Consider the following 22,958-nt stretch of genomic DNA (forward strand, 5'->3'; position numbering starts at 1 on the left):
GCGGTCAGGACCGGTAGACCAGCACCGGCACCTTCGCGTGGCTCAGCACCTTCGTCGTGACGCTGCCCATCAGGAAGGCGCTGACGCCGCGCCGGCCGTGCGAGGCCATGGCGATGAGGTCGCAGCCGCGCTTTTCCGCCGTGTCGATGATCGCCTGCCAGGCATCGCCCGCCGCGACCTGCAGCGTCTCGACCGGAATGCCGGCCGCCGCCGCCTTCGCCTCGACCGCGCCGAGGATGCGGGCGCCGTCCGCCTTCAGGTGCGCCTCGTATTCCGCGCGCAGGTTGACGGTGGCGCCGGGCGTCACGGGCAGGAAGTGCAGCGGCTCGGCGACGGTGAGCGCCGTCACCTTCGCCCCCAGCGCCTTTGCCAGTTGCAGCGTCTGGTCGATAGCGGCGGCGGAAAGATCCGAGCCGTCGGTGGGAACGAGGATATGCCTGTACATGGTCGCAGCCTCCTTTTTTACCCAGAGTAGGCCCGGCTTCGGGCCGTGCCTTGATGGAAATCAACCGTGCGGCTTTCGTCAAGTGCCGGTTGTGGCCCGCCTCGCCACGGTCGCCTCATAGGCCGCGCGCAATTCGTTGAAGACCGAGCGGGCAGGCGGCGGGCCGCCGAGATGGATGGCGCGCAGTTCCTCCATGAAGGCGTCCCACATCGCCGGCCCGCCCTCTTCCAGAAGCTCGGCGCGGATGGAGAGTTCCTCCGTCACCGGCAGGAAGCGCCGGCCCCAGGCGCCCATCATGGCGAAGACCGGCACGAGCGCGATGCCCATCTCGGTGAGGCTGTAGAGCGCCTTCTGCTTGTGGCTCGGATCGTCCGCCTTGCTGATCAGCCCTTCCTCGACCAGCCGGCGAAGGCGGTCCGCCAGGATGTTCGAGGCGATGCCTTCCTCCGATTTCGTCAGAAGCTCGCGGAAATGCCGGCGGTTGCCGAACATCATGTCCCGCAGCACGATCAGGCTCCAGCGATCCCCGAGGATTTCCAGTGTAAGATTGATCGGGCAGCCGGAGCGGCGGGTATCCTTCATGCAGTCTCTCCAAAAACTGCTTGCATAGTAAAATCGGTTTCTCTATCCATCAACCAGTTGCAATTCGCAATCGGTTTAGTGCAGCGGCACGGCCGCAACGGAGGACAGGACCATGGCAAGGCTGATCATCTGGAATCTCGTGACGCTCGACGGCTTCTTCGAGGGCGAGACGAAATGGGACCTCGGTTTCCACGGCAAGGCCTGGGGGCCGGAACTGGAAGCGCTCAGCATGGAGTTCGGCGCATCTGCGGGCCTCCTCGTCTTCGGCCGCGTCACCTATGAGGGCATGAAGGCCTACTGGACGACGACGGAGGACGAGGGCGAGGTGAAGACCTTCATGAACGCCCTGCCGAAGCTCGTCGCCTCGCGCACCCTCGCGTCCTCCGACTGGAACAATACCGAGGTGACGGCCGATATCGTCGGCGAGCTCTCCCGCCGCAAGCAGGCGCTGGACAAGCCGATCTATGTCTTCGGCAGCGCCGAACTGACGGATTCGCTGCTCGAGGCGGGGCTGGTCGACGAGGTGATGCTGGGCATCGTGCCGGTGCAGCTCGGCAAGGGCACGCCCTTCTTCAAGGACGGTGCGCGGCGCGACTTCGATCTCGTCGAGGCAAGGCCGCTTTCCAACGGCACGATCCTTACGCGCTATGCGCCGGAGGGCGTCAGCCTCTGAGATTGGCGAAGCGCACCGAATAGATACGGTCGCGGCCGAGCATGTGGGCGACGAGGCTCTGCCGGTCGAAGAGGCCGGTCATCGCCCTGTGCCGCAGGTCGAGCCCGCCGGTCATGATGCCGAAGGCGGGCATCAGAAGGCGCCTGCCGTCGGTCGCAAAGCATGGGCGGCGCACCGCCTTCTCGCGGCGGATCACGGTGGCGGCCGGATGCAGGTGCCCGGCGATCTCGCCGGCCGGGGAGAGGAGCGAGGGCTCGTGCCGGAAGGCAAGGCCGGCATAGTGGAGTTCGTCGGCCGACTGGCCCGGCAGGTCCACGGTGCCGTCCGGATCGTGGTTGCCGTTGATCCATATCCATTCGCGCCCGCGCGCCAGTTCCGAAATCTTCGCGCGGAAAATTTCGGGCAGATGGGCCGAGCCGACGCGGTCGTGGAAATTGTCGCCCAGGCTGACGACGATGGCGGGATCGTGCCGGGTTATGACGGCCTCCAGCATCTTCAGCGTCGCCAGCGTATCGTAGGGCGGCAGCATCATGCCGCGGCGGGCGAAGGCCGCGCCCTTTTCCAGATGCAGGTCGGAGACGACGAGCAGGCGCGTTTCCGGCAGATAGAGCGCGCCGAGCGGATCGCACACGGCCTCGACGCCGGCGATGACTGCGCGCGCGGAAACGGCGCCGAAATCCTGAATATCCATCGATGCCAGAGCCAGTCTCTGCATGCCCGTTGCTTTTCCTAAATACCGGCCTCGCCCATCGCCTCGGCGATCAGGTCTTCGGCGGCTTCCGCCAGAAGCGAATCCTGCGCCTCGCCCGCCACCGTCTCCTTGCCGATTTCCAGCATGATCGGCACGGCAAGCGGTGAGATGCGGTCGAGCCGCCGGTGGGTGATGTGGCCCTTGATTCGCGCCAGCATATCGCCCAATCGCTGAATATCCAAAAGCCCCGCCGCCGCATCGGCGCGCGTGGCCTCCAGCAGGATATGATCCGGCTCGTGGCTGCGCAGCACGTCGTAGATGAGGTCGGCGGAAACCGTGACCTGCCGCCCGGTCTTTTCCTTGCCCGGATGGCGCTGCTCGATAAGGCCGGCAATCACGGCGCAATTGCGGAAGGTGCGCTTCAGCATGAAGCTCTCGTCCAGCCATGCCTCCAGATCGTCGCCCAGCATGTCCTCGTCGAAGAGGTTTTCGAGCGAAGGACGCTCGACGGCGAAGCTGTAGCCGAGATCGTCCAGCGCCCAGACGGCGAGCGAATAGTCCGTCGCCACGAAACCGAGCGGCCGGCGGCCGGCGCGCTCCAGCCGCCGCGTCAGCAGCATGCCGAGCGTCTGGTGCGCCAGCCGTCCCTCGAAGGGATAGGCGACCATGTAATGCCGGCTGCCGCGCGGAAAGGTCTCGATGAGGAGCTCGTCGCGCTTCGGCAGGCTGGAGACGTCGCGTTGCAGGGCCAGCCAGTCGCGCACCTGCCCGGGCAGTTCGCCCCAGCGCTGCGGATCGTCCAGCATGCCGCGCACCTGGTCGGCGAGATAGGTGGAGAGCGGGAACTTGCCGCCCGCATAGGCCGGCACCTTCGGATCGAGCGAGAAGGCCTGGGAAACGAGGCATTCGTTCTCGCGGATGCCCTCGAAGCGCAGCACCTTGCCGGAGAACAGGAAGGTGTCGCCGGGCGAGAGCATTTCGAGAAAATATTCCTCCACCTTGCCGAGCGAGGCCCCGCCGCGCCCGACCGCGCCCTTCGCACCGCGCTTGACCATGCGCACGTTCAGCATCGGCATCTCGACGATGGTGCCGAGGTTCAGGCGGTATTGCTGCGCGACCTGCGGGTTGGAGACGCGCCAGAGACCGTCGACGGTCTCGCGGATGCGGGCGTAGCGCTCGTAGGTCTTCAGCGCATAACCGCCCGTCGCCACGAACTGTACGATGCGCCCGAATTTCTCGCGGGGAAGCCCGGTATAGGGCGAGGCGGTGGTGACTTCGGCAAAGAGCGCGTCCTCGTTAAAGGGCGCGGCGCAGGCCATGCCGAGGACGTGCTGGGCGAGCACGTCGAGCGTGCCCTCGCCGACGGGGGGCGTGTCCTGCGCGCCGAGATAGTTGGCGTCGAGCGCCGCCTGGCATTCCATCACCTCGAAGCGGTTGGCCGGCACGAGGATGGCGCGGCTCGGCTCGTCCATGCGGTGGTTGGCGCGGCCGATGCGCTGGGCGAGCCGGGAAGCCCCTTTCGGCGCACCGACATGGATGACGAGATCGACGTCGCCCCAGTCGATGCCGAGGTCGAGTGTCGAGGTGGCGACGACCGCGCGCAGGCGGTTCTCCGCCATGGCCTGCTCCACCTTGCGCCGCTGGCCGACATCGAGCGAACCGTGGTGCAGGGCGATCGGCAGCGTGTCCTCGTTGATGTTCCAGAGTTCCTGGAAGAGGATTTCCGCCTGGCTGCGCGTGTTGACGAAGAGCAGCGACGTCCTGTGCGCCTTGATCGCTGCATAGACCTCGGGCATCGCATATTTCGCCTGATGGCCCGACCACGGCACCCGTTCCTCGCTTTTCAGGATGGTGATGATCGGCTTCGCCCCGCCCGGCGCGGTAACGAGCCCGGCATGGTTTTCCGCATCGGGCGACTGCGCGACCAGCCAGCGGCGAAGGTCCATCGGCTCGGCGACGGTGGCCGAAAGGCCGATGGTGCGCAGCCCCGGCGCAAGCCGGCGCAGGCGCGCGAGGCCGAGCGAGAGGAGATGGCCGCGCTTGGAGGTGACGAGCGAATGCAGCTCGTCGAAGATGACGTATTTCAGGTCCTTGAAGAAGCGCGGGGCCTCGCCGTTGGCGATGAGGAGGGCGACCTGTTCCGGCGTCGTCAGCAGGATGTCCGGCGGATTGAGGCGCTGGCGCTGGCGTTTTGCCTGCGGCGTGTCGCCGGTGCGCGTCTCGATGGTGATGGGCAGGCCCATTTCGGAGACGGGCTTCATCAGGTTGCGCTCGATATCGACGGCGAGCGCCTTCAAGGGCGAAATGTAGAGCGTGTGGATGCCGGTGAAGGCGGAGCCGGACGGGATTTTGCCGCGCTGCGCAAGATCCGTCAGCGCCGGCAGGAAGCCGGCCAGCGTCTTGCCCGCGCCGGTGGGCGCGATCAGGAGCAGGCTCTCCCCCGCCGTGGCGCGCCCCAGGAGCTCCATCTGGTGGGCACGCGGCTGCCACCCCTTGGCCGCGAACCAGTCGGCGAAGGGTTTGGCAAGGAGGGAGGGGCTGGCGGCGGAATCGGCGATGCTCACCGCCCTAAGCTAGTGAGCGGCGCGTGAATGTGAAGTCGTGGACCGAAAAAACAGGCCGCCGCCGGGGCAGGCGGTCAATCGCGCCACGAGAGGATCGTCATGAAGACGGGCGTCAGGACCAGCAGGCCGGCGATGGAAAACAACGGCCCGTAGAGGAGCGCGCTGAGGGGAATTTCGGAAAGGCATGTCCCGACCCCGTCAGAAAGGCAATTGTACGAGCCCCCTTCGACGATGCCGTAGACGGGCAGAAACAGCCCCGCGACGATCAGGCTGGCGAGGATCGCCAGGATGGCGGAGAGGACAAGGCGGCCAAGGGTCTTCATGCCTCCGCAATACCGGGATTTCCCGCCCCGGCCAACGCCCCTACATGGCGATATAGCGGTCGGCGCGGTGGTTGACGGTGAGGAAGAGGTTCAGCACCACGGCGCCGACCACCGAGCAGAGCACGATGAAGGGCGCGGCGACGGCGAAGGCGGCGGCCAGCACGACGAGGTCGAAGGCGAGCTGGACGAGGCCGGCGGGCCAGCCGAAGCGCTCCTGCAGATAGACCGCGAGCACGCCGATGCCGCCGAGGCTGGCGCGGTGGCGGTAGAGGCCGAGCAGGCCGAAGCCGAGCAGGATGCCGGCCAGCACCGCCGTCCACATCGGATCGATGCTGTCGATGCTGAGGAAGTGCGGCTGGAGCTCGGTGATGAGCGAGGTGAGGGCGACGGCGGCGATGGTCTTGATGGTGAAGGCGCGGCCGAGGCGCTTGAGGGCGAGGATATAGAACGGGATGTTCACGACGGTATAGTAGAGGCCGAAGCTGACGCCCGTGAGATAATGCAGGATGAAGGCGACGCCGGCGGTGCCGCTGGCCACGAGGCCGGCGCTGCCCATCAGGGCAAGGCCGAGCGCGGCGATCATGCTGCTGGCGAAGAGGCCCTGCGCGTCCTCCAGCAATGTGTGGCGGGTGGGTGTGGGGTTCCAGAAGCCGAAGTGCCGCTTGTCCATGGCAGATCTCCGATGGTTCTCAGTTGCAGGCCTGGCCGTGGTGCCGGGCGAGGAAGAGCAGGCCCTGCACGGGCTGGCCGGCATCCCGGCGGATCACGCTTCTTTCGAGGGCGAGAAGGTCGAAGCCGCTTTCGGCCAGCCGCCGGCGGATGAAGGCTTCCGGATGGGCATAGCGCAGGGAGGGGCGCAGCAGCGGCGCATCGCCCGTCCCGCCGTCCTCGACCGAAAAGGCGAAGAGCCCGCCCGGCCGCGCAAGGCGCGCCACGCTCGGGAAGACCTCGGCAAGGTCGCCGAGATACATCAGCACGTCCGCCGCGCTGACGAGATCGGCGCGCGCCTCGGGCCCGTCCGCGAAAAGGCCGCTTTCCTCGGCGGGAAGCGAAAGGTCGGCCTGGGCGAGATGGTCGTAGACGGCCTTTTCCTCTGCCTTGGCGAGCATGCCGGCGGAAAGGTCGAAGCCCTCCAGCCGGCCGGCATGGGCGCGGAATTCCACGCCGAAAAGGCCGGTGCCGCAGCCGATGTCGCAAACGAGGCCGAATTTGCTGTCCGCGCCGGCATGTTTCAGCACCAGCCGGGCGAGCGTCTGCGGAACGGTATAGTCGAGCTTTTCGACGAGCGCCGTGTCGAAGCGGTCGGCATAGTCGTCGAAGAGGCGCTCGACATAGGGCATCGGCGGCGCGGCGGGCGGTTCGGCGGCGCCGAGCACGGCGAGCTTGAGGGTCGCGCCAAAGATGTCGGACGGGTCGAGCGCGACGACCTTTTCGAGCGCGGCGGTCGCCGCCTCCTTCCGGCCCGATTTCTCGGCATATTCGGCGAGCCGGAACCACCCGGCGGCCCAGAGCGGCACCTGTTCGAGCGCCTGTTCCATGAGTTCCGCAGCCTCCGCGAACTCGCCGGATTCCGCGAACATGCGGGCATAGTCGGCGCGGCGGTCGGCGATGAGATCGCCGGAGGAGAAATGCGGGCTCGTCATGGGCACCTTTGATGCGGGAAAGCTGGCTGAGCTACATGGCAGGGCCGTTGCAAAAGGCAAGCGATTTCTCATGAAGCCCGCTTGCTTGCCGCGGGCGCGGTGACGGCTTATCTGGATGGACACGAATTTTTGGAGAATCAACCGATGTCGAATGGCGTGAACGGCTTTCTCGGCGACACACCGGTCCGCGTGATCGTCAAGCTGCTGATCCTGTCGGTGGCCGTGGGCTTCCTGATGTCGATCTTCGGGCTCTATCCGCATGACATCCTCATCGCCGCGCGCGATTTCGTCATCGACCTGTGGAACACCGGCTTCAAGACGCTGGGCCGCCTCGGCGACTACCTGCTGCTCGGCGCCGCCATCGTCGTCCCGGTCTTCATCGTCATCCGTCTCTTGAGCTACCGTCGCTGATCATGATCTCCCGCAGACACTTCCTTGCCGCCTCCGGGGCGGCCGTCGCCGCGCTTGCCGCCGGCTGCACCACCCGCCCGCCGGCCCCTTCCGCCGGTACCGGCAGCGACCAGACCGCCGCCTCGCTCGCCCTGGTCAACAAGCTGCGCGCCACGCGCGGCCTGCCGGCGCTTGCCGCCGACGGCGCGGCGCAGCGCGCCGCCATGGATCAGGCAAGCCGCATGGCCGCCGCCGGCCGGATGGAGCACAATATCGGCCTCGGCGCGAATTTCGGCAAACGCATGAAGGGCATGGACGTGGCGCTTCCGGCCGCCGAGAACATCGCCGCCGGGCAGGCAGGCGCGGCGGAGGCCTTCGAGGCCTGGCACCAGTCGCCCAAGCACCTTGCCAACATGCTGGGCAACTATCGCGGCCTCGGCGTCGCGGTCGTCTCCAATCCGGCGTCCGGCAACCGGCGCTACTGGGCGATGGTGCTCTCGAACTGAGCGGGATTGCCCCTCGCCCCATGCACAACATGCTCCCTCTCCCCGCTCGCGGGGAGAAGGTGCCGGCAGGCGGATGAGGGGCTGCAGGGGCAGCGGGGGACGGAAACATGAGCGCAGCGACGATAGAGGAAAACGAAGGGGCCGGTCCCTTCGAGGTGACGCACCGGCTGGTGCTGTCCATCGCCATTCCCATGACGCTCGGCTTCCTGACGACGCCGCTGCTCGGCCTCACCGACACGGCGGTCGCAGGCCGGCTCGGCTCGGCCGATGCGCTGGCCGGCATGGCGGTCGGCTCGGTGCTCTTCGATCTCCTGCTCGGCAGCTTCAACTTTCTGCGCGCCTCCACCACCGGGCTCGTCGCCCAGGCCTTCGGACGCGGCGACCGGCGCGAGGAGCAGGCGGTCTACTGGCGCTCGCTCACCATCGCGCTCTGTTGCGGCCTGGCGATCGCGCTGCTTTCGCCGCTCCTGCTCTCCGCCGGCCTCTTCCTGATGGCGCCGTCGCCGGCCGTCGCCGAGGTGACCTCGACCTATTTCACCATCCGCGTGCTCGCCGCGCCCATGGCGCTCGCCAATTATGCGCTGCTCGGCTTCGTGCTGGGACGCGGGCAGGGCGTGACGGGGCTCGCCCTGCAGGCGATCATCAACGGCATCAACATCGTGCTGTCGATCACCCTCGGCCTCGGGCTCGGCTGGGGCGTCGCCGGCATCGCCTGGGGCACCTTCACCGGCGAGACGGTCGGCATGCTCGCCGGCCTCCTCATCGTCGTCACCCGTTTCGACCGGGTGCATCGCCCGGCGCGGGCGGAGATCTTCGCCCGCGCGCGCATGAAGGCGCTGTTCTCGCTCAACCGCGACATCATGATCCGCACCTTCGTGCTGATCGGCGCCTTCGCCATCATGACACGCATCGGCTCGTCCATGGGCCCGCTGGTGCTGGCGGCCAATGCGGTGCTGATGAACATCTTCCTCGTGGCCGGCTATTATCTCGACGGCATCGCCAATGCGGCCGAGCAGCTCGTCGGCCGGGCTTTCGGTGCGAATTTCCGTCCGGCCTTCGACCGCGCCGTCCGGCTCACGTTCCTCTGGTCCTTCGGCCTCGGCATCGTGACGACGCTGCTCTTCCTTCTTTTCGGTGCGAATGTGATCGGCTTCCTGACGACGACGCAAAGCGTGCAGGCGGAGGCCGTGAAATACTTGCCCTGGGCGGCGCTGACGGCGATCACCGGCGCGCTCGCCTTCCAGATGGACGGGGTCTATATCGGCGCGACCTGGTCCTCGGCCATGCGCAACATGATGCTGGCCGCCTTCGTCGGCTATCTCGCGGCGCTCGCCCTCTTCGTGCCACTCCTCGGCAATCACGGGCTCTGGCTCGCGCTCAACCTGTTCCTGGCGTTTCGGGGGATTTTCCTGGCGCTCCGCCTGCCGAGGCTGGCGGGGCGGCAATTCGCTTGAGGCCTTTCAGCGGACCGGCCGTTACAGGGGCTGGTCGAGCTGGGCGTCCATGTCGCGCGCGTCGAGAGGCTTTCTGGCGCGGGCGGGTTTCATCTGGGTGATGCGGTCGGGATTTTCCGCCGTCGGGTTTTCCGGCACGGTGCCGGGCGGAAGCGCATTGCGGGCGATATCGGCCCTGGCCGCCCTGTCGAGCCTTTCCTTCGGATGAAGGTCGGGGCGCAGGATGAGGCCGCTCTTCGCATGGGGGGCGGCGGCGCCGTCCTCCTCCGCTATCTCCGCCCGGGCGCGCAGCCAGTGCGAATATTCGCGGCCCTCCGGGCGGCCTTCCGCCTCCCAGATCTCGTGGACCCTTTGCCTGATACGTTCGTCGTGATCGTTCATCGTATCGTCCCTTCCTGGCCTTTTCGGCCGTTTCGGGCGGGGTCGGCGCAGGCTACCGCGGTGCGAACCGGCTTCTGCCGAACGCTCCACCCGCAAGGGGAAAACCCCTAGCGGGAAAGTTTGGTTCCCGTGTGACGATCAGAGGGGACGATCGGCCCAATGGGCCGTGCGCGTGCCGCAAAGCGCTGAGATGGAGGCGATCTGCTCGCGATCACAAATGCGCGAGAGGCCGTTCACGATCTCGCCCGGCAGCGTCGGGCCGGCATAGACCATGCAGGAATAGAGCTGCACGAGGGTCGCCCCGGCGCGGATTTTCTCCGCCGCCGTCTCGGCCGAGGAGACGCCGCCGACGCCGATGATCGGCAGGCTCTCGCCGACGCGCCGGCGCATCTTGGCAAGCACCACGGTCGATTTCTCGAAGAGCGGCTTTCCGGAAAGCCCGCCCGCCTCGCCGGCATGGCGGGTGTCGCGCAGCCCTTCGCGCGACAGCGTCGTGTTGGAGACGATGAGGCCGTCGAGCGGATGGGCGAGCGCCAGCTCGGCGATGTCGTCGAGACCCTCCTCGGTGAGATCGGGCGCGATCTTCAGGAAGACCGGCACCGGGCGGCCGCTGCGGGCCTCTTCCTCGGCGCGGGCGGCGAGCACGGCCGACAGCAGCGCATGCAGGCTTTCCTTCGCCTGCAGGTCGCGCAGGCCCGGCGTGTTGGGCGAGGAGATGTTGGCGGTGAAATAACGCGCGACGTCGTAGAAGGTACGGATGCCGGCCACGTAATCGGCGATGCGGTCCTCGCTGTCCTTGTTGGCGCCGATATTGACGCCGATCAGCGCATCGCGCCGGCAGGTTTTCAGGCGCCCGAGCGCGGCGGCATGGCCTTCATTGTTGAAGCCGAGGCGGTTGATGACGGCATCGTCTTCGATGAGGCGGAAGATGCGCGGCTTCGGATTGCCGGCCTGCGGGCGCGGCGTGACGGTGCCGATCTCGGTGAAGCCGAAGCCGAGGCGCAGCAGCGCCTCCGGCACCTCGGCATTCTTGTCATAGCCGGCGGCCATGCCGAGCGGATTGGGGAAGACGATGCCGGCGACGGTCTGCGCCAGACGCGGATCGGCCTTCACCGGGCAGGCAGGCACGACGCCGGCCTTCAGCGCGGCGATGGAAAGGCCGTGCGCGGTTTCGGGATCGAAGAGGAAGAGGCCCTTGCGGCCGAGGTTCGAGAGAAACGACATCAGAGGGACATCTCCGGAAACTGGTGGGCGCCATCGGGGCCGAGCGGCAGGGGCTTTTCCCAGAGCACGGCGGAAAGCGGCAGGTCGGCATAAAGATGCGGGAAGAGATCGCCGCCGCGCGAAGGCTCGAAGACGAGCTTTTCGCCGAGCGCATCGCCGTCGATGGCGACAAGAAGAAGGTCGCTCTGGCCCGCGAAATGGCGGGCGGCGGTCTCCTTCGCCTGGGTCGCGGTGGAGAAATGGATGTAGCCGTCCGCAAGGTCGATGGCCGCGCCCTTGAAAATCCCGGCGTCCTTCGCATCTTGCCACAGACTTGCCGGAACGATCTTGTAGATTGTTTTCGCCATCTCGTCCGTTCCTCCATTGGCTGCCGCGTTTGACGGTAGCGCTTGCCGCAAAGAACGGCGAATGTCCACCGGCGACAGGCCGCAAACCGGCTCTTGGAGGATTTTGCATGCGAATCTCTGCTCTGCCCCTGACCTTCGCCGCTCTCCTTCTGGCAGGCTCTGCCCATGCCGAGGGCGAGGGCCGCTACCGCATGGAGAAGACCGAGACCGGCCTGGTGCGGCTCGACACGGTTTCCGGCGAGATATCGCTTTGCCGCGAGCAGGACGGTCAGATCGTCTGCCGCATGGCGGCGGACGAGCGCGCGGCCTTCGAAAAGGAACTCGACCTCCTCACGAAGCGCGTCGAAGCGCTCGAAAAGGGCGCGGCGAGCGGCCTGACGGCCGCAAAACCCTCGCTCCCGTCGGACGAAGAGATTGACCGGACCATGAGCATCATGGAAAAGATGATGCAAAGGTTCATGGGCATCGTGAAGAACCTGGAGGATGGCGAGGAGGAAGCCGCCCCCGGCAAGGCGGTGCCGCAGAAGACCTGACGGGCTACCTGCGCCGGCAGAACCGTGCTGCGCCCGTCACATTCCTGGGAGGGAGCGCATGGCATCGGCACTCACGATCATCATCGCGGATGACCATCCGCTGTTCCGCGGCGCGTTGAAACAGGCGCTGACCGGAATGGCGGGCAATCCGGACATCGTCGAGGCCGGCGATTTCGAGGCGGCGCGCAAGGCGGCCGCCGCCAATCCGGGCGCCGACCTCATGCTGCTCGATCTCGCCATGCCGGGCGTCAGCGGCCTTTCCGGCCTCATTTCGCTGCGGGCCGAGTTCCAGAGCCTTCCGGTCGTCATCGTCTCGGCGAGCGACGACCCGGCCACCATTCGCCGCGCGCTCGATCTCGGCGCCTCCGGCTTCATCTCCAAATCCGCCTCCATCGAGGATATCCGCGAGGGGATAAGCTCGGTGCTGGAGGGCAATATCTATACGCCCGGCTTCTATGTGCGCGGGCCGGAGCAGGACAGCGAGGTGGCCGACCTCATCGCCCGGCTGCGCACGCTCACCCCGCAGCAGTCGCGCGTTCTCGCCATGCTGGCCGAGGGCCTGCTCAACAAGCAGATCGCTTACGAGCTCGGCGTCTCCGAGGCGACCATCAAGGCGCATGTCTCGGCGATCCTCCTCAAGCTCAATGTCGACAGCCGCACCCAGGCGGTCATCCAGCTCGGCAAGATCGGTGCGGCGCAGGCCGCGGCGTGATCTGGATCATACGATAAATCCTGCCAACCGGGAGCAAGCGACATTGGCGGCCTTGCGCCACTCGCGGCCATTCGATTGAAATGGCGATTGCGGGCTGAGCGGATATTTCCCGGGGCAACCCAATGAAATTCGAAAAATTCTTCATACCATCCGATGAACTTGGCGTCAGATTGGAGATCGTTGCCGCGAGGCCCGAGGGGGATGGTCCCTTTCCGACTGTCGTGTTCAATCACGGCTCTACCGGAAGGGGGCAGAACAGAGCTCTATATTCCAGGACTATGGCTCCGGCAGTCATAGCAGACTACTTCATTGCGCGGGGATGGATGGCTCTGTTTCCGCAACGTCGAGGACGGGGCAAATCGGGAGGAGCATATGGCGAGGGCCTTGCTCAAGATGGCTCCGGCTATTCCTGCGACGCGGAAATCGCGCTCGCCGGTTTCGAGCGGGCCGTCGATGACGTCGATGCCGTCGTTCGCCATCTGCGCGGTCGATCCGATGTAAACCAGAACCGGATGATCATCGGGGGCGTGTCACGCGGAGGCATATTGTCCATTGCCTATGCCGGGATGAGGCCAGGAATGTTCTGCGGCTGCATCAACTTTAACGGCGGGTGGTTGGGGAGGGGGTGCCTGAGCCACGAACTCGTCAATCCGCTGCTCTTCGAGCGTGGTGCACCGTCGGGAATTTCGACCCTATGGCTCCATGGCAGCTACGATCAATACTACCGGATCGCGCATTGCAGAGGGAATTTCGACCGGTTCCTGTCGGCTGGTGGGCAGGGAAAATTCGTGGCAGCGCCCATGGGGCACGCGCTGATGTTCAAGCCTGCGCTCTGGAAAGAGCATGTCGACCGATACCTTCTTGCCTTGGGTTGAACCGCTCGAAGCCTTAACCGGTCATTGCTGATTACTCTGCCGCCTCCCGCTGCAATGCCGAAAACTGCGTCAGCCATGCCCGCATCGAGGCGGGGCGGACCGGCTTGTTCTGCACGAGGATATTGTCCCTGTCCGCCTCGGCTCGCACGTCAGGCGTGCGGTCGGCGGTGACCAGCAAGGCCGGCACCTCGCGACCGAGCGCGGCGCGGAGCTTGCCGATGGCGGAAATGCCGGTGCCGTCGTCGAGGTGGTAGTCGGCGATCACGGCGTCGATGGCCGGCGGATCGGCGGCGGCCAGCGCCTCGACCGCCGCGACGGATTCGGCGAGCGTCACCGTGCAGCCCCAGCCGGAGAGCAGCAGCCGCATGCCGTCGAGGATCTTCGGCTCGTTGTCGATGCACAGCACCCTGAGGCCCTTCAGCGGTTCGTCGCTGGCCGGCACGACGGCCGGCTTGTCGGCGACATGGCGGCTGGCGGCGGCATCGATCGGCACGCGCACCTTGAAGCTGGTGCCGCGTCCCGGCGTCGATTGCAGCTCGACGGGATGGGAGAGGACGCGCGAGATGCGGTCGACGATGGAAAGGCCGAGCCCGAGGCCCGGCGCGGTGCGCGCGCCCTCGTCCAGCCGGGCGAATTCCTTGAAGACGGTGCGGAATTTCGAGGCGGGGATGCCGATGCCGGAATCGAGCACCTGGATATAGGCATGCCCGCCCTTGCGCCGCACGCCGACGAGCACCTTGCCGGAATTGGTGTATTTGATGGCGTTCGAGACGAGGTTCTGCACGACGCGGCGCAGGAGATTGGGGTCCGTGCGGATGGCGAGCGAGGAGGAAAGCACGGTGAACCTGAGGTTCTTCGCACGGGCGACGGGCGCGAAATCGGTCTCGATGCGCTTCAGCAGGTCCTTGAGCGGAACCGTCTGCACGCGCGGCTTCATCGCGCCGGTATCGAGGCGGGAAATGTCGAGCACCGCGCCCAGGATCGCCTCCACCGATTCCAGCGAGGAATCGATATTGTGGATCATCGCCCGGTTCTCCGTGTCGCCCAGCCGCTCGACCAGCGAGGAGGAATAGAGCCGTGCCGCGTTGAGCGGCTGGAGGATGTCGTGGCCGGCGGCGGCGAAGAAGCGCGTCTTGCTGATATTGGCCTCTTCCGCAGCGGCGCGCGCCTCGGCGAGCTCGGTGTTGACGCGGGTGAGCTCGGCGGTGCGCTGGGCGACGCGCTGCTCCAGCGTCTCGTTGACCTGCTTGAGCGCGCGGTCGGCGGCGACGCGATCGGTGATGTCGGTATAGGTGGAGACGAACCCTTTTTCCGGCATGGCATTGGTGCGGATCTCGATGATGCGCTCGCCGCCGGAAAGCACCAGCGCGAAGGGCTCGTCGAAGGTCATGGTGCGGACGATCGCCGCCTCCTGGTCGGCCTCGGCGATATCGCCGCGCTCGACGAGGATCTCCACGATGTCGGCGAGCGGAAAGCCGACCTGGCCGACATATTCCGGCAGGTCGAGGAGCTGGCGGAAGCGGCGGTTCCAGACGGTGAGGTTGCCCTCGCTGTCGAAGACGGCGATGCCCTGGTCCATCTGGCCGAGCGCGGTCTGCAGCATGTCCTGATTGTATTGCAGGGCCTCGCTGGCCTGGTCGAGCAGCCAGTCCGTATCTGTCGGCGTGTCGTCGATACGCTGGAGCACGAGCGAGAGCACGAGGCGGGCCGAGGAGGAGCCGATGGCGCTGCCGAGGAGCTGCTCGGAGAAATGCACGATGGCGGCGTCGGCCGGCGCATTGTCCTCCAGCCAGCGGCCGACCTGCCGCTCATAGGTGTGGAAGGAACGCTGCATGCGCTCTTCGCCGAGATATTTGGCGATTGTACTCTTGAGGTCCTTGACCGTTACCTTCGTGCGCCGGCCGCGGAAGGCCCTTTCGAGGCGCGGCTTGGAGCGGATGAAGGTGCCGGCCTGGAGGCGTTCCAGCGAGGTCGGGTTGCGGGTGAGCGAACCGACGACATAGGCCCCGACATTGACCAGCATTGAGATGAGGGTGGCGTTGACCAGCGGGTCGGCGGCATCCCCGGTGAAGATGGTGGAGCCGGGGAAGAGGAAGCCGAGGATGGTTTCGGCGACATAGGCATTGTCCGCGACGCCGATGCTCGGCAGGAAGAGCAGGTAGGCCCAGACGACGAGGCCGGAGATCATGCCGGCCATGGCGCCGCGCGCATTGGCGCTGCGCCAGAAGAGGCCGCCGAGCAGCGCCGGGGCGACCTGCGCCGCCGCCGCGAAGGCGAGGAGGCCCATGGAGGCAAGGCCCGCATTGGCCGTCGCCGCGCGATAGTAGGCATAGCCGAGCAGCAGCACGAAGAAGATGGCGAGCCGGCGGATGCGCAGCAGCATGCGCGAAAGGTCGTCCTGCTGCTCGACGCCGCCGATGAGGTTTCGCCTGAGCACGACCGGGATGACGATGTCGTTCGACACCATGATGGAGAGCGCCACCGAGGCGACGATGACCATGGCGGTGGCGGCGGAGAAGCCGCCGATGAAGGCGACGAGCGTCAGCACCGGCTGGTCGAGCGCGAAGGGCAGGGTCAGCACGTAGAGGTCGCCGTCGCCCTGGCCGTTGAAGGTCATCACGCCGCCGATGGCGACGGGCAGGACGAAGAGGTTGATGGCGACGAGATAGAGCGGGAAGAGGATGCCCGCCGTGCGCAGTTCGCCCGCCGTCCGGTTCTCCACCACCGTCACGTGGAACTGGCGCGGCAGCATGACGATGGCGAAGGCCGACAGCACGATGAGCAGGATCCAGCGCGCCACCGGCGTCTCGTAGGTCAGCGCCTGCATGACGCGCGGGCTTTGCGAGGCGCGCTGCCACAAGTCGCCCGGCCCGTCGAACATCACGAAGATGACGTAGAGCCCGACGGAGGCGATGGCGATGAGCTTGACCAGCGATTCCATCGAGATGGCGAGGATGAGCCCGTCCTGGTGCTCGGTCGCGTCCGTGTGGCGCGTGCCGAAGACGGTGGCGAAGCAGGCGAGGAAGAGCGTCACGACCAGCGGCAGGTCGATGAGCCCGCCCGAGGCTGCGATGCCGAAGCCGGTCGTATCGACCATGGCGGAGACGGAGCTGGAGACCGCCTTCAATTGCAGCGCGATATAGGGGATGTAGCCGATTAGCGAGATCAGCGCGACGACGGCGGCGACGCCGGGATTCTTGCCGTAGCGTGCGGCGACGAAGTCGGCGATGGAGGTGAGGCGTTCGGATTTCGCCAGCGTCACGATGCGGCGGATCAGCGGCATGCCGAGCGTGAACATCAGGATCGGGCCGATATAGATGCCGGCGAATTCCAGCCCGTTGGTGGTGGCGAGCCCCACGCCGCCGAAATAGGTCCAGGAGGTGCAGTAGATGGCAAGGCTGAGCGCATAGACGAGCGGCCGGCCCTTCGACGAGCGGCCGGAATGCTTGGCCTTGCGGTCGCCGTAACTTGCGACCGCGAAGAGCAGGAGCAGGTAGGCGAGCGCCAAGGCGAATATCAGCGAGCCCGGCATGCTTCCTCCCGCAGTCCTTCGGCCTTTCCGGCGAGAATAGGCCAAAGCGGGCGGGAAGGAAATTGCGCCGAAGGTCGGGGTTGGAAATGTTCGCCTGTGCAAAGCGCCTGTAGATTGGCAATTGGCAGTTTCAACCCATGAAAAACTAAATTAGTCTGCTTCGGCCTCGCAGCAACAGGAGACCCTCATGCTCAATGAGTTCAAGGCGTTTATCGCCCGCGGCAATGTCATGGACCTCGCCGTGGGTGTCATTATCGGTGCAGCCTTCAACAAGATCGTCGAATCCGTCGTGAACGATCTGGTCATGCCGATCGTCGGCGCCCTGACAGGGGGAGGTTTCGACTTTTCCAACTACTTCATCGCGCTGTCGAGCAATGTGACGGCGACGTCGCTTGCCGCCGCCCGCGAACAGGGCGCGGTCTTCGCCTACGGCAATTTCATCACCGTCCTCATCAACTTCCTCATCCTCGCCTGGATCATCTTCCTGATGATCAAGGGCGTGAACCGCATGCGCACCTCGCTGGAGAAGGAAAAGGAAGCCGGCGCCGCCGAGCCCGCCCCGCCGCCGGAAGACGTGCTGCTCCTCACGGAAATCCGCGATCTGCTCAAGAGCCGCCCGGCGGTTTGAGGTCTTCAGCACCGCGTTCAATGAAGAAAGGCCCGGTTTCCCGGGCCTTTTTGCCATGTATCAGGCCGTCGCACCGGCCGTCTTCGTCTGGTGGATCTCGACGAGGCTCGGTCCCTTGCGCCCGCCCGCCCGCTCCAGCGCTGACGGCAGGTCCTTGACGTCCGCGAGCCGTTCGGAGGGTACGCCATAGGCGGTGCCGATGGCGATGAAATCGGGGGCGGAGGGTTTGACGCCTTCGGGCGTGATGCCCGCGTCGATCATGTAGTTCTCGATTTCCTGGTAACCGTCATTGTTCCAGACGAGGAAGATGACGCGCGCCCCGGCATCCGCCGCCGAGCCGATCTCCGACAGCGAGAACTGCAGCCCGCCGTCGCCGACGAGGCAAATGATCGGCGCATCGGGCTCGGCCAGAGCCGCGCCGACGGCCGCGGGCGGAGCGTAGCCGAGCGCGCCGTAGCCCGTCGCGGCGTTGAACCAGCTTCGCGCGCGCGGCGCATCGCAATAGTAGTTGCCGGCATAGACGGCCTGCGTCGAATCGCCGACGACGATCGCCTTCGGCAGCGTGCGCCAGATCGCGTCGAGGACGCCGATCTCCGCCTGCATCTTGGGTGTCAGCTCCTTCCACGCCGCCTTGCGGGCGGTCTCGGCGCGGGATGCGCCCTCGCTGACCGGCTTGTGCCCTTCGAGGAAGCCGAGCATGCCGGCGGCGGCCGTCTTGGCGCTGGAGAAGATGGAAAGGCTCGTCTGCGGCGTGCGGGCGAGCTGCGCGGCGTCGATATCGACGCGGATCAGCGTCTTGAGCCGCGGGAAGCCGCCGTCGACATTGATGTCGTAGTCCGTCGGGCCGAATTCCGTGCCGAAGGCGACGACGAGGTCGGCCTCGGAAAGAAGCCGCCGCACCGCCTTCAGGCTGGGGCTGGCCGGCACGCACAGGGGATGGCCGGCGAGCATGCCGCGGGCGTTGACGGTGGTGACGACCGGCGCGCCGATGCGCTCGGCAAGCGCGCGGATCTCCTCTTCCGCCGTGATCGCCCCGCCGCCGGCGAGGATGACCGGGCGCGAGGCATTGGTGCAGAGAATGGCGGCGCGCTGCAGCGTTTCCGCATCGGCGCGCGGGCGCGTCGCGACTGCGGCGGGGAAGCTGCCGGTCTCGATGGGCTTGGCCATCACGTCGGTCGGGATCTCGATATGCACCGGGCCGGGGCGGCCGGAGAGCAGCACGGCGAAGGCGCGCTCGACGACGAGCGGCAGGTCGGCGGGGTTGAGCAGCGTGTGCGAATAGAGCGCCAGCGTCTTCATCATGCCCTGCTGGTCCGGCAGCTCGTGCAGCAGGCCGCGGCCGTGGCCGAGCGAATCGCGCTTGTTGACGCCGGAGATCACCAGCATCGGCACGGAATCCTGCCGCGCCTGCGCCATCGCGGTGATGGTGTTGGTCAGGCCCGGGCCGGTGATGACGAGCGCCACGCCCGGCTTGCCGGAAACGCGTGCATAGCCGTCGGCCATGAAGCCCGCGCCCTGTTCGTGGCGCGGGGTGATGTGGCGGATTTTCGAGGCGGCAAGGCCCCGGTAGAGCTCGACCGTGTGCACGCCCGGAATGCCGAACACCACCTCGACGCCATTGGCTTCCAAAAGGTCGACGAGGACTTCACCGACTGTCTTCGTGGTCATGCGTAGCGCTCCTTGGGGCTCGTGGCACGGGTGGCAAGCGCGGTAATGCGCCGGCACGCCTCGTCGATATGGGTGTCCGGAACGGTGAGGCTGAGGCGGATGAAGCCTTCCGCCTGCTCGCCGAAGGAGGAGCCGGGCATCGTGGCCACGAATTCCTCGCGCAGCAGCGCCCAGGCGAAATCCTCGCCGCTCATGCCGGTCTGCGAGACGTCGACCACGATGAACATGCCGGCTTCCGGCGGCAGCGGCACGAGGCCGGGCGCGCGGGAAAGCGCATCGGCAAAGCGCGCGGCGCGCGCCTGATAGCTCCGGCGCATGGTGGCGGCGGTCGCGATGGGATTGTCGAGCGCATAGGCCGTCATGTCGGCGATGAAGGGCTGGCCGCCGAACAGCATGGTCTCGGATACGGCGAGCAGCCGCGCGCAGAACTCCGCCGGGCCGATCGCCCAGCCGCTGCGGAAGCCCGGCGCGGCGTGCGACTTGGAGATGGACGAGACGACGACGGTGCGCTCGGCAAGGTCCTCATGGTCGAAGGGCGAGGCGAAAGTACCGTGGAAGACGAGCTGCTCGTAGACCTCGTCGCAGACGATCCAGAGGTCGTGCCTGCGGCAGACGGCGCCGATCTCGGCGATCTCCTCCGCCGTCAGCACGGCGCCGGTCGGGTTGTGCGGCGTGTTGAGCAGCAGCACGCGGCATTCCGGCGTGATGGCGGCTTCGAGGTCGGCCGCCTTCATGTGGAATCCGTTTTCCGGGCGCAGCGGCACGGGCACGCAGCTTGCGCCCGTCGCACGGATGACGCCCTCGTAGCTGGCATAGAGCGGATCGCCGACGAGCACCGCATCGCCCGCCTCCACGAGGCCGAGCATCACGGCGAAGAGGGCGGTCTGCGTGCCGGGAAAGCACAGGACGTTCTCCGCGGTCACGTCGCCGCGGCGCTTCTGGTACTTGCGCACCAGCGCCCCGACGACGGCCGGCTCGCCCCGGCCGTTGGAATAGCGGTAACGGCCCGCATGCATGGCGCGGATGGCTTCGGCGAGCAGCGTCGGGTCGGGCGCCACGTCCGGCTCGCCGATGGTCAGCTCGATGACGGGCTTGCCCTCGGCCTTCATGCGCCGCGCTTCGGCATGGATGGCCCATTTCTCCGAGCCGAGATTTTGAAGCCGGTCTGTGATGGATGCATAGCGCATGGCCGTCCTCCCTGGAAAATGTTCGTTTAGCCCGTCGCGGGCCTGAAGGTCAGTCCGAGAAGCGTCTCTATGGTGGAGAGCGCGATCTCGACGAGTTCGCTTTCGCCGAAGAGCTCGCCGGCAAGGCAACCCTCCAGCCACAGGCCGTCGAGCAGGCCGTTGATGGCGATGGCGAGCCGCCGGCAACGCTCCGGCGAGGCGTCGACGCCGCGCTCGGCAAGGAAATCCGCGAGCAGCGCTTCCAGCGCGTTGCGGAAGCCGAGATAGCCTTCGCGGTGGATCGCGGCAAGCTCTGGATCGACGCTGACGCGGCTGATGAACGACGCCCAGAGCGAAAGGCTGCGGCTGTTGGCGACCGGCTCCGTCAGGTTGATGACGATGAAGTCACGTAGCCGTGTTTCCGGATCGCCCGTCACCCGCTCGGCCTTCTCGGTGAGCCGGGCGATGACGACGCGGTAGGCTTCCTGCAGGATATGTTCCTTGGACTGGAAGTAGTGCCGGATGAGGCCCGCCGTGACGCCCGCCTTGATGGCGATCTGCCGGACCGTCGCGCCCTCGAGGCCATATTCCGCGATGCAGTCGAGCGTCGCCTCGATCAGGTCGTGGCGGCGTTCGGCTTCGGGAGCGCGATGGAAGGTCCGGCGGGCCATTTCTTCTCCTGGTTTCAACGCAATTCCGGACGCAAGACCGCTTTACACTTTTGCTGGAATTGCTTTACGCCGCCCGGCGCAGCACCGGCCGCGTCAGGCAGGTCGGGCCGCCCTCGCAGGCGATGCACAGCGCGTCGGCCTCGAAGGTCTCGACCTTGCAGCCGGCCGCTTCCATCGCCGCCTTGGTGGCCGGGAAGCCTTCCACCATGATGACCTCGTGGGGCCGCGTCGGCAGCACGTTGAGCGACAGGCCGTTGCTGGCGTGGAACTCTTCCGCCGGGGCCTCGATGAGGCGCACGCCGCGCTTCTTCAGCATCTGGTAGAAGGCGGCCGGCAGGAGAGGCGCGAAGACGAGAGCGAGGTCCTCGGCAAGCGGGCTCATCACGCTCATCAGGTGGAGGCAGGCCTCCTCGCCCTGCCAGAGCGGCAGGTCATAGGCGAGCACGCTGACGCCATGCGGCGCGAGCATCCGCGTCAACTGGTCGATGCCTTCCTGGTTGGTGCGCACGCCGCGGCCGACGACGAGGGTCTTCGCGTCGAGCCAGATGCAGTCGCCGCCCTCGACGGTGCCGTCGCCCTCGATGCGGCCGAGGATCGGGATCTGGCGCTCGGCATAGGCCTTTTCATGCAGGGCCGTTTCGGAAACGCGCAGCGGCTTGCCCATGCGCAGGAGGATCGCGCCGTGGTCGGACATCAGCGACGGGTCGTGCGTGAACATGGCGTCGGCGAGGCCATCGCCCTCGTCCTCCAGCCAGATGATCTCCGTGCCGGACTTTTCCACCAGCTCGGCAAAGGCCTTGTACTGGTGGACGGCGCGCGCGCCGTCGAAGGTCGGGCCGTAGTGCCACTTGGACGGGTCGGCGGCCTTCAGGCTTGCGCCCGGCCGGCGCATCAGCACGCGCAACAGAGGGGCCGACATTTCCTGCGAACCGTAGGCGGTCATTCAATGCTCCTCAAAGGAAAATTCATCTTGGACGGGCGCTGCCGGAAAAGTCAGCGATACGATTATTATACGCTTGAATAATTTCTTAACAAGTGCCACGATGGCTTCAACAAGACGAAACGACGGGCCGAAGATGCCCGCGGGAACGCTGAAAACAGGGGAATTTGGCATGGGTCATGCATCGATTTTCCGTGCGCTGGAGACGTCTCCGCGATGACGGAACGCGCCGAGGCAATCGCGGTCACGGACCTGCACAAGCGCTTCGGGCCTCTGGAGGTTCTCAAGGGCGTATCGCTGACCGCGCATGAGGGCGACGTCATCGCCATCATCGGCGGTTCCGGCTCCGGCAAGTCCACCTTCCTTCGCTGCATCAACATGCTGGAGCTGCCGAGCGCCGGCACGGTGACGATCCATGGCGAGACCATCGCCATGAAGAAGGATGGCCATGGCGGCATGATGCCTTCGGATCGCAGGCAGGTCCAGCGCATCCGCTCGCGCCTCGGCATGGTCTTCCAGAGCTTCAATCTGTGGCAGCACATGACGATCCTCGAAAACGTCATCGAGGCGCCGGTCCATGTGCTGGGCGTGAAGAAGGACGAGGCGGTCGAGCGGGCCGAGGCGCTGCTGCGCCGCGTCGGGCTCTACGAGAAGCGCGACGCCTATCCCGCCTTCCTGTCCGGCGGCCAGCAGCAGCGCGCGGCGATCGCCCGGGCGCTCGCCATCCAGCCCCATGTCATGCTCTTCGACGAGCCGACCTCCGCGCTCGACCCGGAACTGGTCGGCGAGGTGCTTTCCGTCATCGGCGACCTCGCCAAGGAGAAGCGCACGATGATCCTCGTCACCCACGAGATGAAGTTCGCGCGCAACGTGGCGAGCCATGTCGTGTTCCTGGCGGGCGGCGTCATTGAGGAACAGGGGCCGCCCGAGGAGATCTTCGGCGCGCCGAAATCCGAGCGGCTCAAGAAATTCATCAGCTCCATTCACTGAGAACCATAAGACCAACAGAG

24 protein-coding genes are annotated in these 22,958 nt (G+C 66.5%); 9 read left to right on the forward strand and 15 right to left on the reverse strand.

The window, feature by feature from the left end:
• Positions 1 to 4: 4 nt before the first annotated feature.
• Together ShzoTeo12_RS00670 and ShzoTeo12_RS00675 are read right to left on the reverse strand one after the other, a co-directional pair.
• Entirely contained in the window at positions 5 to 445 is a 441-nt protein-coding gene (locus tag ShzoTeo12_RS00670) for a universal stress protein (protein ID WP_318910810.1), read from the reverse strand.
• 78 nt (positions 446 to 523) lie between these two features.
• Positions 524 to 1,027, reverse strand: a complete 504-nt coding sequence (locus ShzoTeo12_RS00675; protein ID WP_318910812.1) for a helix-turn-helix domain-containing protein — start codon at positions 1,025 to 1,027, stop codon at positions 524 to 526.
• Between the two features lie 112 nt (positions 1,028 to 1,139).
• On the opposite strand from ShzoTeo12_RS00675, the gene ShzoTeo12_RS00680 reads away from it, so the two are divergent.
• Positions 1,140 to 1,700: a dihydrofolate reductase family protein gene (locus tag ShzoTeo12_RS00680; RefSeq protein ID WP_318910814.1), complete on the forward strand. Its 561-nt coding sequence runs from the start codon at positions 1,140 to 1,142 to the stop codon at positions 1,698 to 1,700.
• On the opposite strand, the gene pdeM is transcribed toward ShzoTeo12_RS00680, so the two are convergent.
• The 5 genes from pdeM to ShzoTeo12_RS00705 all read right to left on the reverse strand — a co-directional run bounded on the left by pdeM (position 1,690) and on the right by ShzoTeo12_RS00705 (position 6,921).
• Positions 1,690 to 2,415, reverse strand: a complete 726-nt coding sequence (pdeM, locus tag ShzoTeo12_RS00685; RefSeq protein WP_318910815.1) for a ligase-associated DNA damage response endonuclease PdeM — start codon at positions 2,413 to 2,415, stop codon at positions 1,690 to 1,692. The two genes, ShzoTeo12_RS00680 and pdeM, sit on opposite strands and share 11 nt — an antisense overlap.
• 14 nt (positions 2,416 to 2,429) lie before the next feature.
• Complete coding sequence (locus ShzoTeo12_RS00690; protein ID WP_318910816.1) at positions 2,430 to 4,955, reverse strand: ligase-associated DNA damage response DEXH box helicase; 2,526 nt, start codon at positions 4,953 to 4,955, stop codon at positions 2,430 to 2,432.
• A gap of 74 nt (positions 4,956 to 5,029) precedes the next feature.
• The gene (locus tag ShzoTeo12_RS00695; protein ID WP_119257548.1) at positions 5,030 to 5,278 is read right to left on the reverse strand and encodes a hypothetical protein; all 249 of its coding nucleotides are present in this window, start codon (positions 5,276 to 5,278) and stop codon (positions 5,030 to 5,032) included.
• A 40-nt stretch (positions 5,279 to 5,318) separates the two neighbouring features.
• Entirely contained in the window at positions 5,319 to 5,948 is a 630-nt protein-coding gene (locus ShzoTeo12_RS00700) for a YitT family protein (protein WP_119257549.1), read from the reverse strand.
• 19 nt (positions 5,949 to 5,967) lie between these two features.
• Positions 5,968 to 6,921, reverse strand: a complete 954-nt coding sequence (locus ShzoTeo12_RS00705; protein WP_318910818.1) for a methyltransferase domain-containing protein — start codon at positions 6,919 to 6,921, stop codon at positions 5,968 to 5,970.
• A gap of 144 nt (positions 6,922 to 7,065) precedes the next feature.
• Here ShzoTeo12_RS00705 and ShzoTeo12_RS00710 point away from each other — a divergent pair, with 144 nt between their 5' ends.
• The 3 genes from ShzoTeo12_RS00710 to ShzoTeo12_RS00720 all read left to right on the forward strand — a co-directional run bounded on the left by ShzoTeo12_RS00710 (position 7,066) and on the right by ShzoTeo12_RS00720 (position 9,271).
• Positions 7,066 to 7,332 carry a DUF6460 domain-containing protein gene (locus tag ShzoTeo12_RS00710; RefSeq protein ID WP_119257551.1) on the forward strand — a complete coding sequence of 89 codons (267 nt, stop codon included), beginning with the start codon at positions 7,066 to 7,068 and terminating at the stop codon, positions 7,330 to 7,332.
• Between the two features lie 2 nt (positions 7,333 to 7,334).
• Positions 7,335 to 7,817, forward strand: a complete 483-nt coding sequence (locus ShzoTeo12_RS00715) for a CAP domain-containing protein (RefSeq protein WP_318910819.1) — start codon at positions 7,335 to 7,337, stop codon at positions 7,815 to 7,817.
• A 107-nt stretch (positions 7,818 to 7,924) separates the two neighbouring features.
• The gene (locus ShzoTeo12_RS00720) at positions 7,925 to 9,271 is read left to right on the forward strand and encodes an MATE family efflux transporter (RefSeq protein ID WP_318910820.1); all 1,347 of its coding nucleotides are present in this window, start codon (positions 7,925 to 7,927) and stop codon (positions 9,269 to 9,271) included.
• A 21-nt stretch (positions 9,272 to 9,292) separates the two neighbouring features.
• On the opposite strand, the gene ShzoTeo12_RS00725 is transcribed toward ShzoTeo12_RS00720, so the two are convergent.
• The 3 genes from ShzoTeo12_RS00725 to ShzoTeo12_RS00735 all read right to left on the reverse strand — a co-directional run bounded on the left by ShzoTeo12_RS00725 (position 9,293) and on the right by ShzoTeo12_RS00735 (position 11,223).
• Entirely contained in the window at positions 9,293 to 9,652 is a 360-nt protein-coding gene (locus ShzoTeo12_RS00725) for a DUF2934 domain-containing protein (protein ID WP_318910821.1), read from the reverse strand.
• Positions 9,653 to 9,790: 138 nt separating this feature from the next.
• Positions 9,791 to 10,876 (reverse strand): quinone-dependent dihydroorotate dehydrogenase, encoded by a 1,086-nt coding sequence (locus ShzoTeo12_RS00730; RefSeq protein WP_318910822.1) that lies wholly within the window; start codon positions 10,874 to 10,876, stop codon positions 9,791 to 9,793.
• The gene (locus ShzoTeo12_RS00735) at positions 10,876 to 11,223 is read right to left on the reverse strand and encodes a DUF952 domain-containing protein (protein ID WP_318910824.1); all 348 of its coding nucleotides are present in this window, start codon (positions 11,221 to 11,223) and stop codon (positions 10,876 to 10,878) included. Before ShzoTeo12_RS00735 ends, ShzoTeo12_RS00730 begins: the two co-directional genes overlap by 1 nt.
• A 107-nt stretch (positions 11,224 to 11,330) precedes the next feature.
• Between ShzoTeo12_RS00735 and ShzoTeo12_RS00740 the strand changes: the two genes are divergently transcribed.
• From ShzoTeo12_RS00740 to ShzoTeo12_RS00750, 3 genes are all read left to right on the forward strand, one after another.
• Positions 11,331 to 11,756 carry a hypothetical protein gene (locus ShzoTeo12_RS00740; protein WP_318910825.1) on the forward strand — a complete coding sequence of 142 codons (426 nt, stop codon included), beginning with the start codon at positions 11,331 to 11,333 and terminating at the stop codon, positions 11,754 to 11,756.
• 58 nt (positions 11,757 to 11,814) lie between these two features.
• Positions 11,815 to 12,468 (forward strand): response regulator transcription factor, encoded by a 654-nt coding sequence (locus tag ShzoTeo12_RS00745; RefSeq protein ID WP_318910827.1) that lies wholly within the window; start codon positions 11,815 to 11,817, stop codon positions 12,466 to 12,468.
• Between the two features lie 122 nt (positions 12,469 to 12,590).
• Positions 12,591 to 13,343, forward strand: a complete 753-nt coding sequence (locus ShzoTeo12_RS00750) for an alpha/beta hydrolase family protein (protein WP_318910828.1) — start codon at positions 12,591 to 12,593, stop codon at positions 13,341 to 13,343.
• 31 nt (positions 13,344 to 13,374) lie between these two features.
• Here the strand turns inward: ShzoTeo12_RS00750 and ShzoTeo12_RS00755 are convergent, their stop codons facing one another.
• Positions 13,375 to 16,875 carry a PAS domain-containing hybrid sensor histidine kinase/response regulator gene (locus ShzoTeo12_RS00755; RefSeq protein ID WP_318910829.1) on the reverse strand — a complete coding sequence of 1,167 codons (3,501 nt, stop codon included), beginning with the start codon at positions 16,873 to 16,875 and terminating at the stop codon, positions 13,375 to 13,377.
• A 187-nt stretch (positions 16,876 to 17,062) separates the two neighbouring features.
• On the opposite strand from ShzoTeo12_RS00755, the gene mscL reads away from it, so the two are divergent.
• Positions 17,063 to 17,503: a large conductance mechanosensitive channel protein MscL gene (gene mscL / locus ShzoTeo12_RS00760; protein WP_119257561.1), complete on the forward strand. Its 441-nt coding sequence runs from the start codon at positions 17,063 to 17,065 to the stop codon at positions 17,501 to 17,503.
• A 60-nt stretch (positions 17,504 to 17,563) separates the two neighbouring features.
• Here the strand turns inward: mscL and ShzoTeo12_RS00765 are convergent, their stop codons facing one another.
• The 4 genes from ShzoTeo12_RS00765 to ShzoTeo12_RS00780 form a co-directional block, all read right to left on the reverse strand.
• Positions 17,564 to 19,171, reverse strand: coding sequence for a 5-guanidino-2-oxopentanoate decarboxylase (locus tag ShzoTeo12_RS00765; protein WP_318910831.1), 1,608 nt, complete (start codon positions 19,169 to 19,171; stop codon positions 17,564 to 17,566).
• Positions 19,168 to 20,358 carry a pyridoxal phosphate-dependent aminotransferase gene (locus ShzoTeo12_RS00770; protein ID WP_318910832.1) on the reverse strand — a complete coding sequence of 397 codons (1,191 nt, stop codon included), beginning with the start codon at positions 20,356 to 20,358 and terminating at the stop codon, positions 19,168 to 19,170. Before ShzoTeo12_RS00770 ends, ShzoTeo12_RS00765 begins: the two co-directional genes overlap by 4 nt.
• A 26-nt stretch (positions 20,359 to 20,384) precedes the next feature.
• Positions 20,385 to 21,008, reverse strand: coding sequence for a TetR family transcriptional regulator C-terminal domain-containing protein (locus ShzoTeo12_RS00775; RefSeq protein ID WP_119257564.1), 624 nt, complete (start codon positions 21,006 to 21,008; stop codon positions 20,385 to 20,387).
• 64 nt (positions 21,009 to 21,072) lie between these two features.
• Positions 21,073 to 21,951, reverse strand: a complete 879-nt coding sequence (locus ShzoTeo12_RS00780; RefSeq protein WP_318910834.1) for a dimethylarginine dimethylaminohydrolase family protein — start codon at positions 21,949 to 21,951, stop codon at positions 21,073 to 21,075.
• Positions 21,952 to 22,164: 213 nt separating this feature from the next.
• On the opposite strand from ShzoTeo12_RS00780, the gene ShzoTeo12_RS00785 reads away from it, so the two are divergent.
• The gene (locus ShzoTeo12_RS00785) at positions 22,165 to 22,938 is read left to right on the forward strand and encodes an ABC transporter ATP-binding protein (RefSeq protein WP_119257566.1); all 774 of its coding nucleotides are present in this window, start codon (positions 22,165 to 22,167) and stop codon (positions 22,936 to 22,938) included.
• Positions 22,939 to 22,958 lie beyond the last annotated feature (20 nt).

Origin of the sequence: Shinella zoogloeoides, from assembly GCF_033705735.1 — a bacterium.
Lineage (GTDB): Bacteria > Pseudomonadota > Alphaproteobacteria > Rhizobiales > Rhizobiaceae > Shinella > Shinella zoogloeoides_A.

Coding starts and splice junctions, on each gene's coding strand:
- ShzoTeo12_RS00735 (WP_318910824.1), bottom strand. CDS start 11,223: ATGGCGAAAACAATCTACAAGATCGTTCCGGCAAGTCTGTGGCAAGAT.
- ShzoTeo12_RS00670 (WP_318910810.1), bottom strand. CDS start 445: ATGTACAGGCATATCCTCGTTCCCACCGACGGCTCGGATCTTTCCGCC.
- ShzoTeo12_RS00770 (WP_318910832.1), bottom strand. CDS start 20,358: ATGCGCTATGCATCCATCACAGACCGGCTTCAAAATCTCGGCTCGGAG.
- ShzoTeo12_RS00785 (WP_119257566.1), top strand. CDS start 22,165: ATGACGGAACGCGCCGAGGCAATCGCGGTCACGGACCTGCACAAGCGC.
- ShzoTeo12_RS00755 (WP_318910829.1), bottom strand. CDS start 16,875: ATGCCGGGCTCGCTGATATTCGCCTTGGCGCTCGCCTACCTGCTCCTG.
- ShzoTeo12_RS00750 (WP_318910828.1), top strand. CDS start 12,591: ATGAAATTCGAAAAATTCTTCATACCATCCGATGAACTTGGCGTCAGA.
- ShzoTeo12_RS00725 (WP_318910821.1), bottom strand. CDS start 9,652: ATGAACGATCACGACGAACGTATCAGGCAAAGGGTCCACGAGATCTGG.
- ShzoTeo12_RS00700 (WP_119257549.1), bottom strand. CDS start 5,948: ATGGACAAGCGGCACTTCGGCTTCTGGAACCCCACACCCACCCGCCAC.
- ShzoTeo12_RS00745 (WP_318910827.1), top strand. CDS start 11,815: ATGGCATCGGCACTCACGATCATCATCGCGGATGACCATCCGCTGTTC.
- mscL (WP_119257561.1), top strand. CDS start 17,063: ATGCTCAATGAGTTCAAGGCGTTTATCGCCCGCGGCAATGTCATGGAC.
- ShzoTeo12_RS00730 (WP_318910822.1), bottom strand. CDS start 10,876: ATGTCGTTTCTCTCGAACCTCGGCCGCAAGGGCCTCTTCCTCTTCGAT.
- ShzoTeo12_RS00780 (WP_318910834.1), bottom strand. CDS start 21,951: ATGACCGCCTACGGTTCGCAGGAAATGTCGGCCCCTCTGTTGCGCGTG.
- ShzoTeo12_RS00710 (WP_119257551.1), top strand. CDS start 7,066: ATGTCGAATGGCGTGAACGGCTTTCTCGGCGACACACCGGTCCGCGTG.
- ShzoTeo12_RS00680 (WP_318910814.1), top strand. CDS start 1,140: ATGGCAAGGCTGATCATCTGGAATCTCGTGACGCTCGACGGCTTCTTC.
- ShzoTeo12_RS00715 (WP_318910819.1), top strand. CDS start 7,335: ATGATCTCCCGCAGACACTTCCTTGCCGCCTCCGGGGCGGCCGTCGCC.
- ShzoTeo12_RS00705 (WP_318910818.1), bottom strand. CDS start 6,921: ATGACGAGCCCGCATTTCTCCTCCGGCGATCTCATCGCCGACCGCCGC.
- pdeM (WP_318910815.1), bottom strand. CDS start 2,415: ATGCAGAGACTGGCTCTGGCATCGATGGATATTCAGGATTTCGGCGCC.
- ShzoTeo12_RS00740 (WP_318910825.1), top strand. CDS start 11,331: ATGCGAATCTCTGCTCTGCCCCTGACCTTCGCCGCTCTCCTTCTGGCA.
- ShzoTeo12_RS00720 (WP_318910820.1), top strand. CDS start 7,925: ATGAGCGCAGCGACGATAGAGGAAAACGAAGGGGCCGGTCCCTTCGAG.
- ShzoTeo12_RS00765 (WP_318910831.1), bottom strand. CDS start 19,171: ATGACCACGAAGACAGTCGGTGAAGTCCTCGTCGACCTTTTGGAAGCC.
- ShzoTeo12_RS00775 (WP_119257564.1), bottom strand. CDS start 21,008: ATGGCCCGCCGGACCTTCCATCGCGCTCCCGAAGCCGAACGCCGCCAC.
- ShzoTeo12_RS00675 (WP_318910812.1), bottom strand. CDS start 1,027: ATGAAGGATACCCGCCGCTCCGGCTGCCCGATCAATCTTACACTGGAA.
- ShzoTeo12_RS00695 (WP_119257548.1), bottom strand. CDS start 5,278: ATGAAGACCCTTGGCCGCCTTGTCCTCTCCGCCATCCTGGCGATCCTC.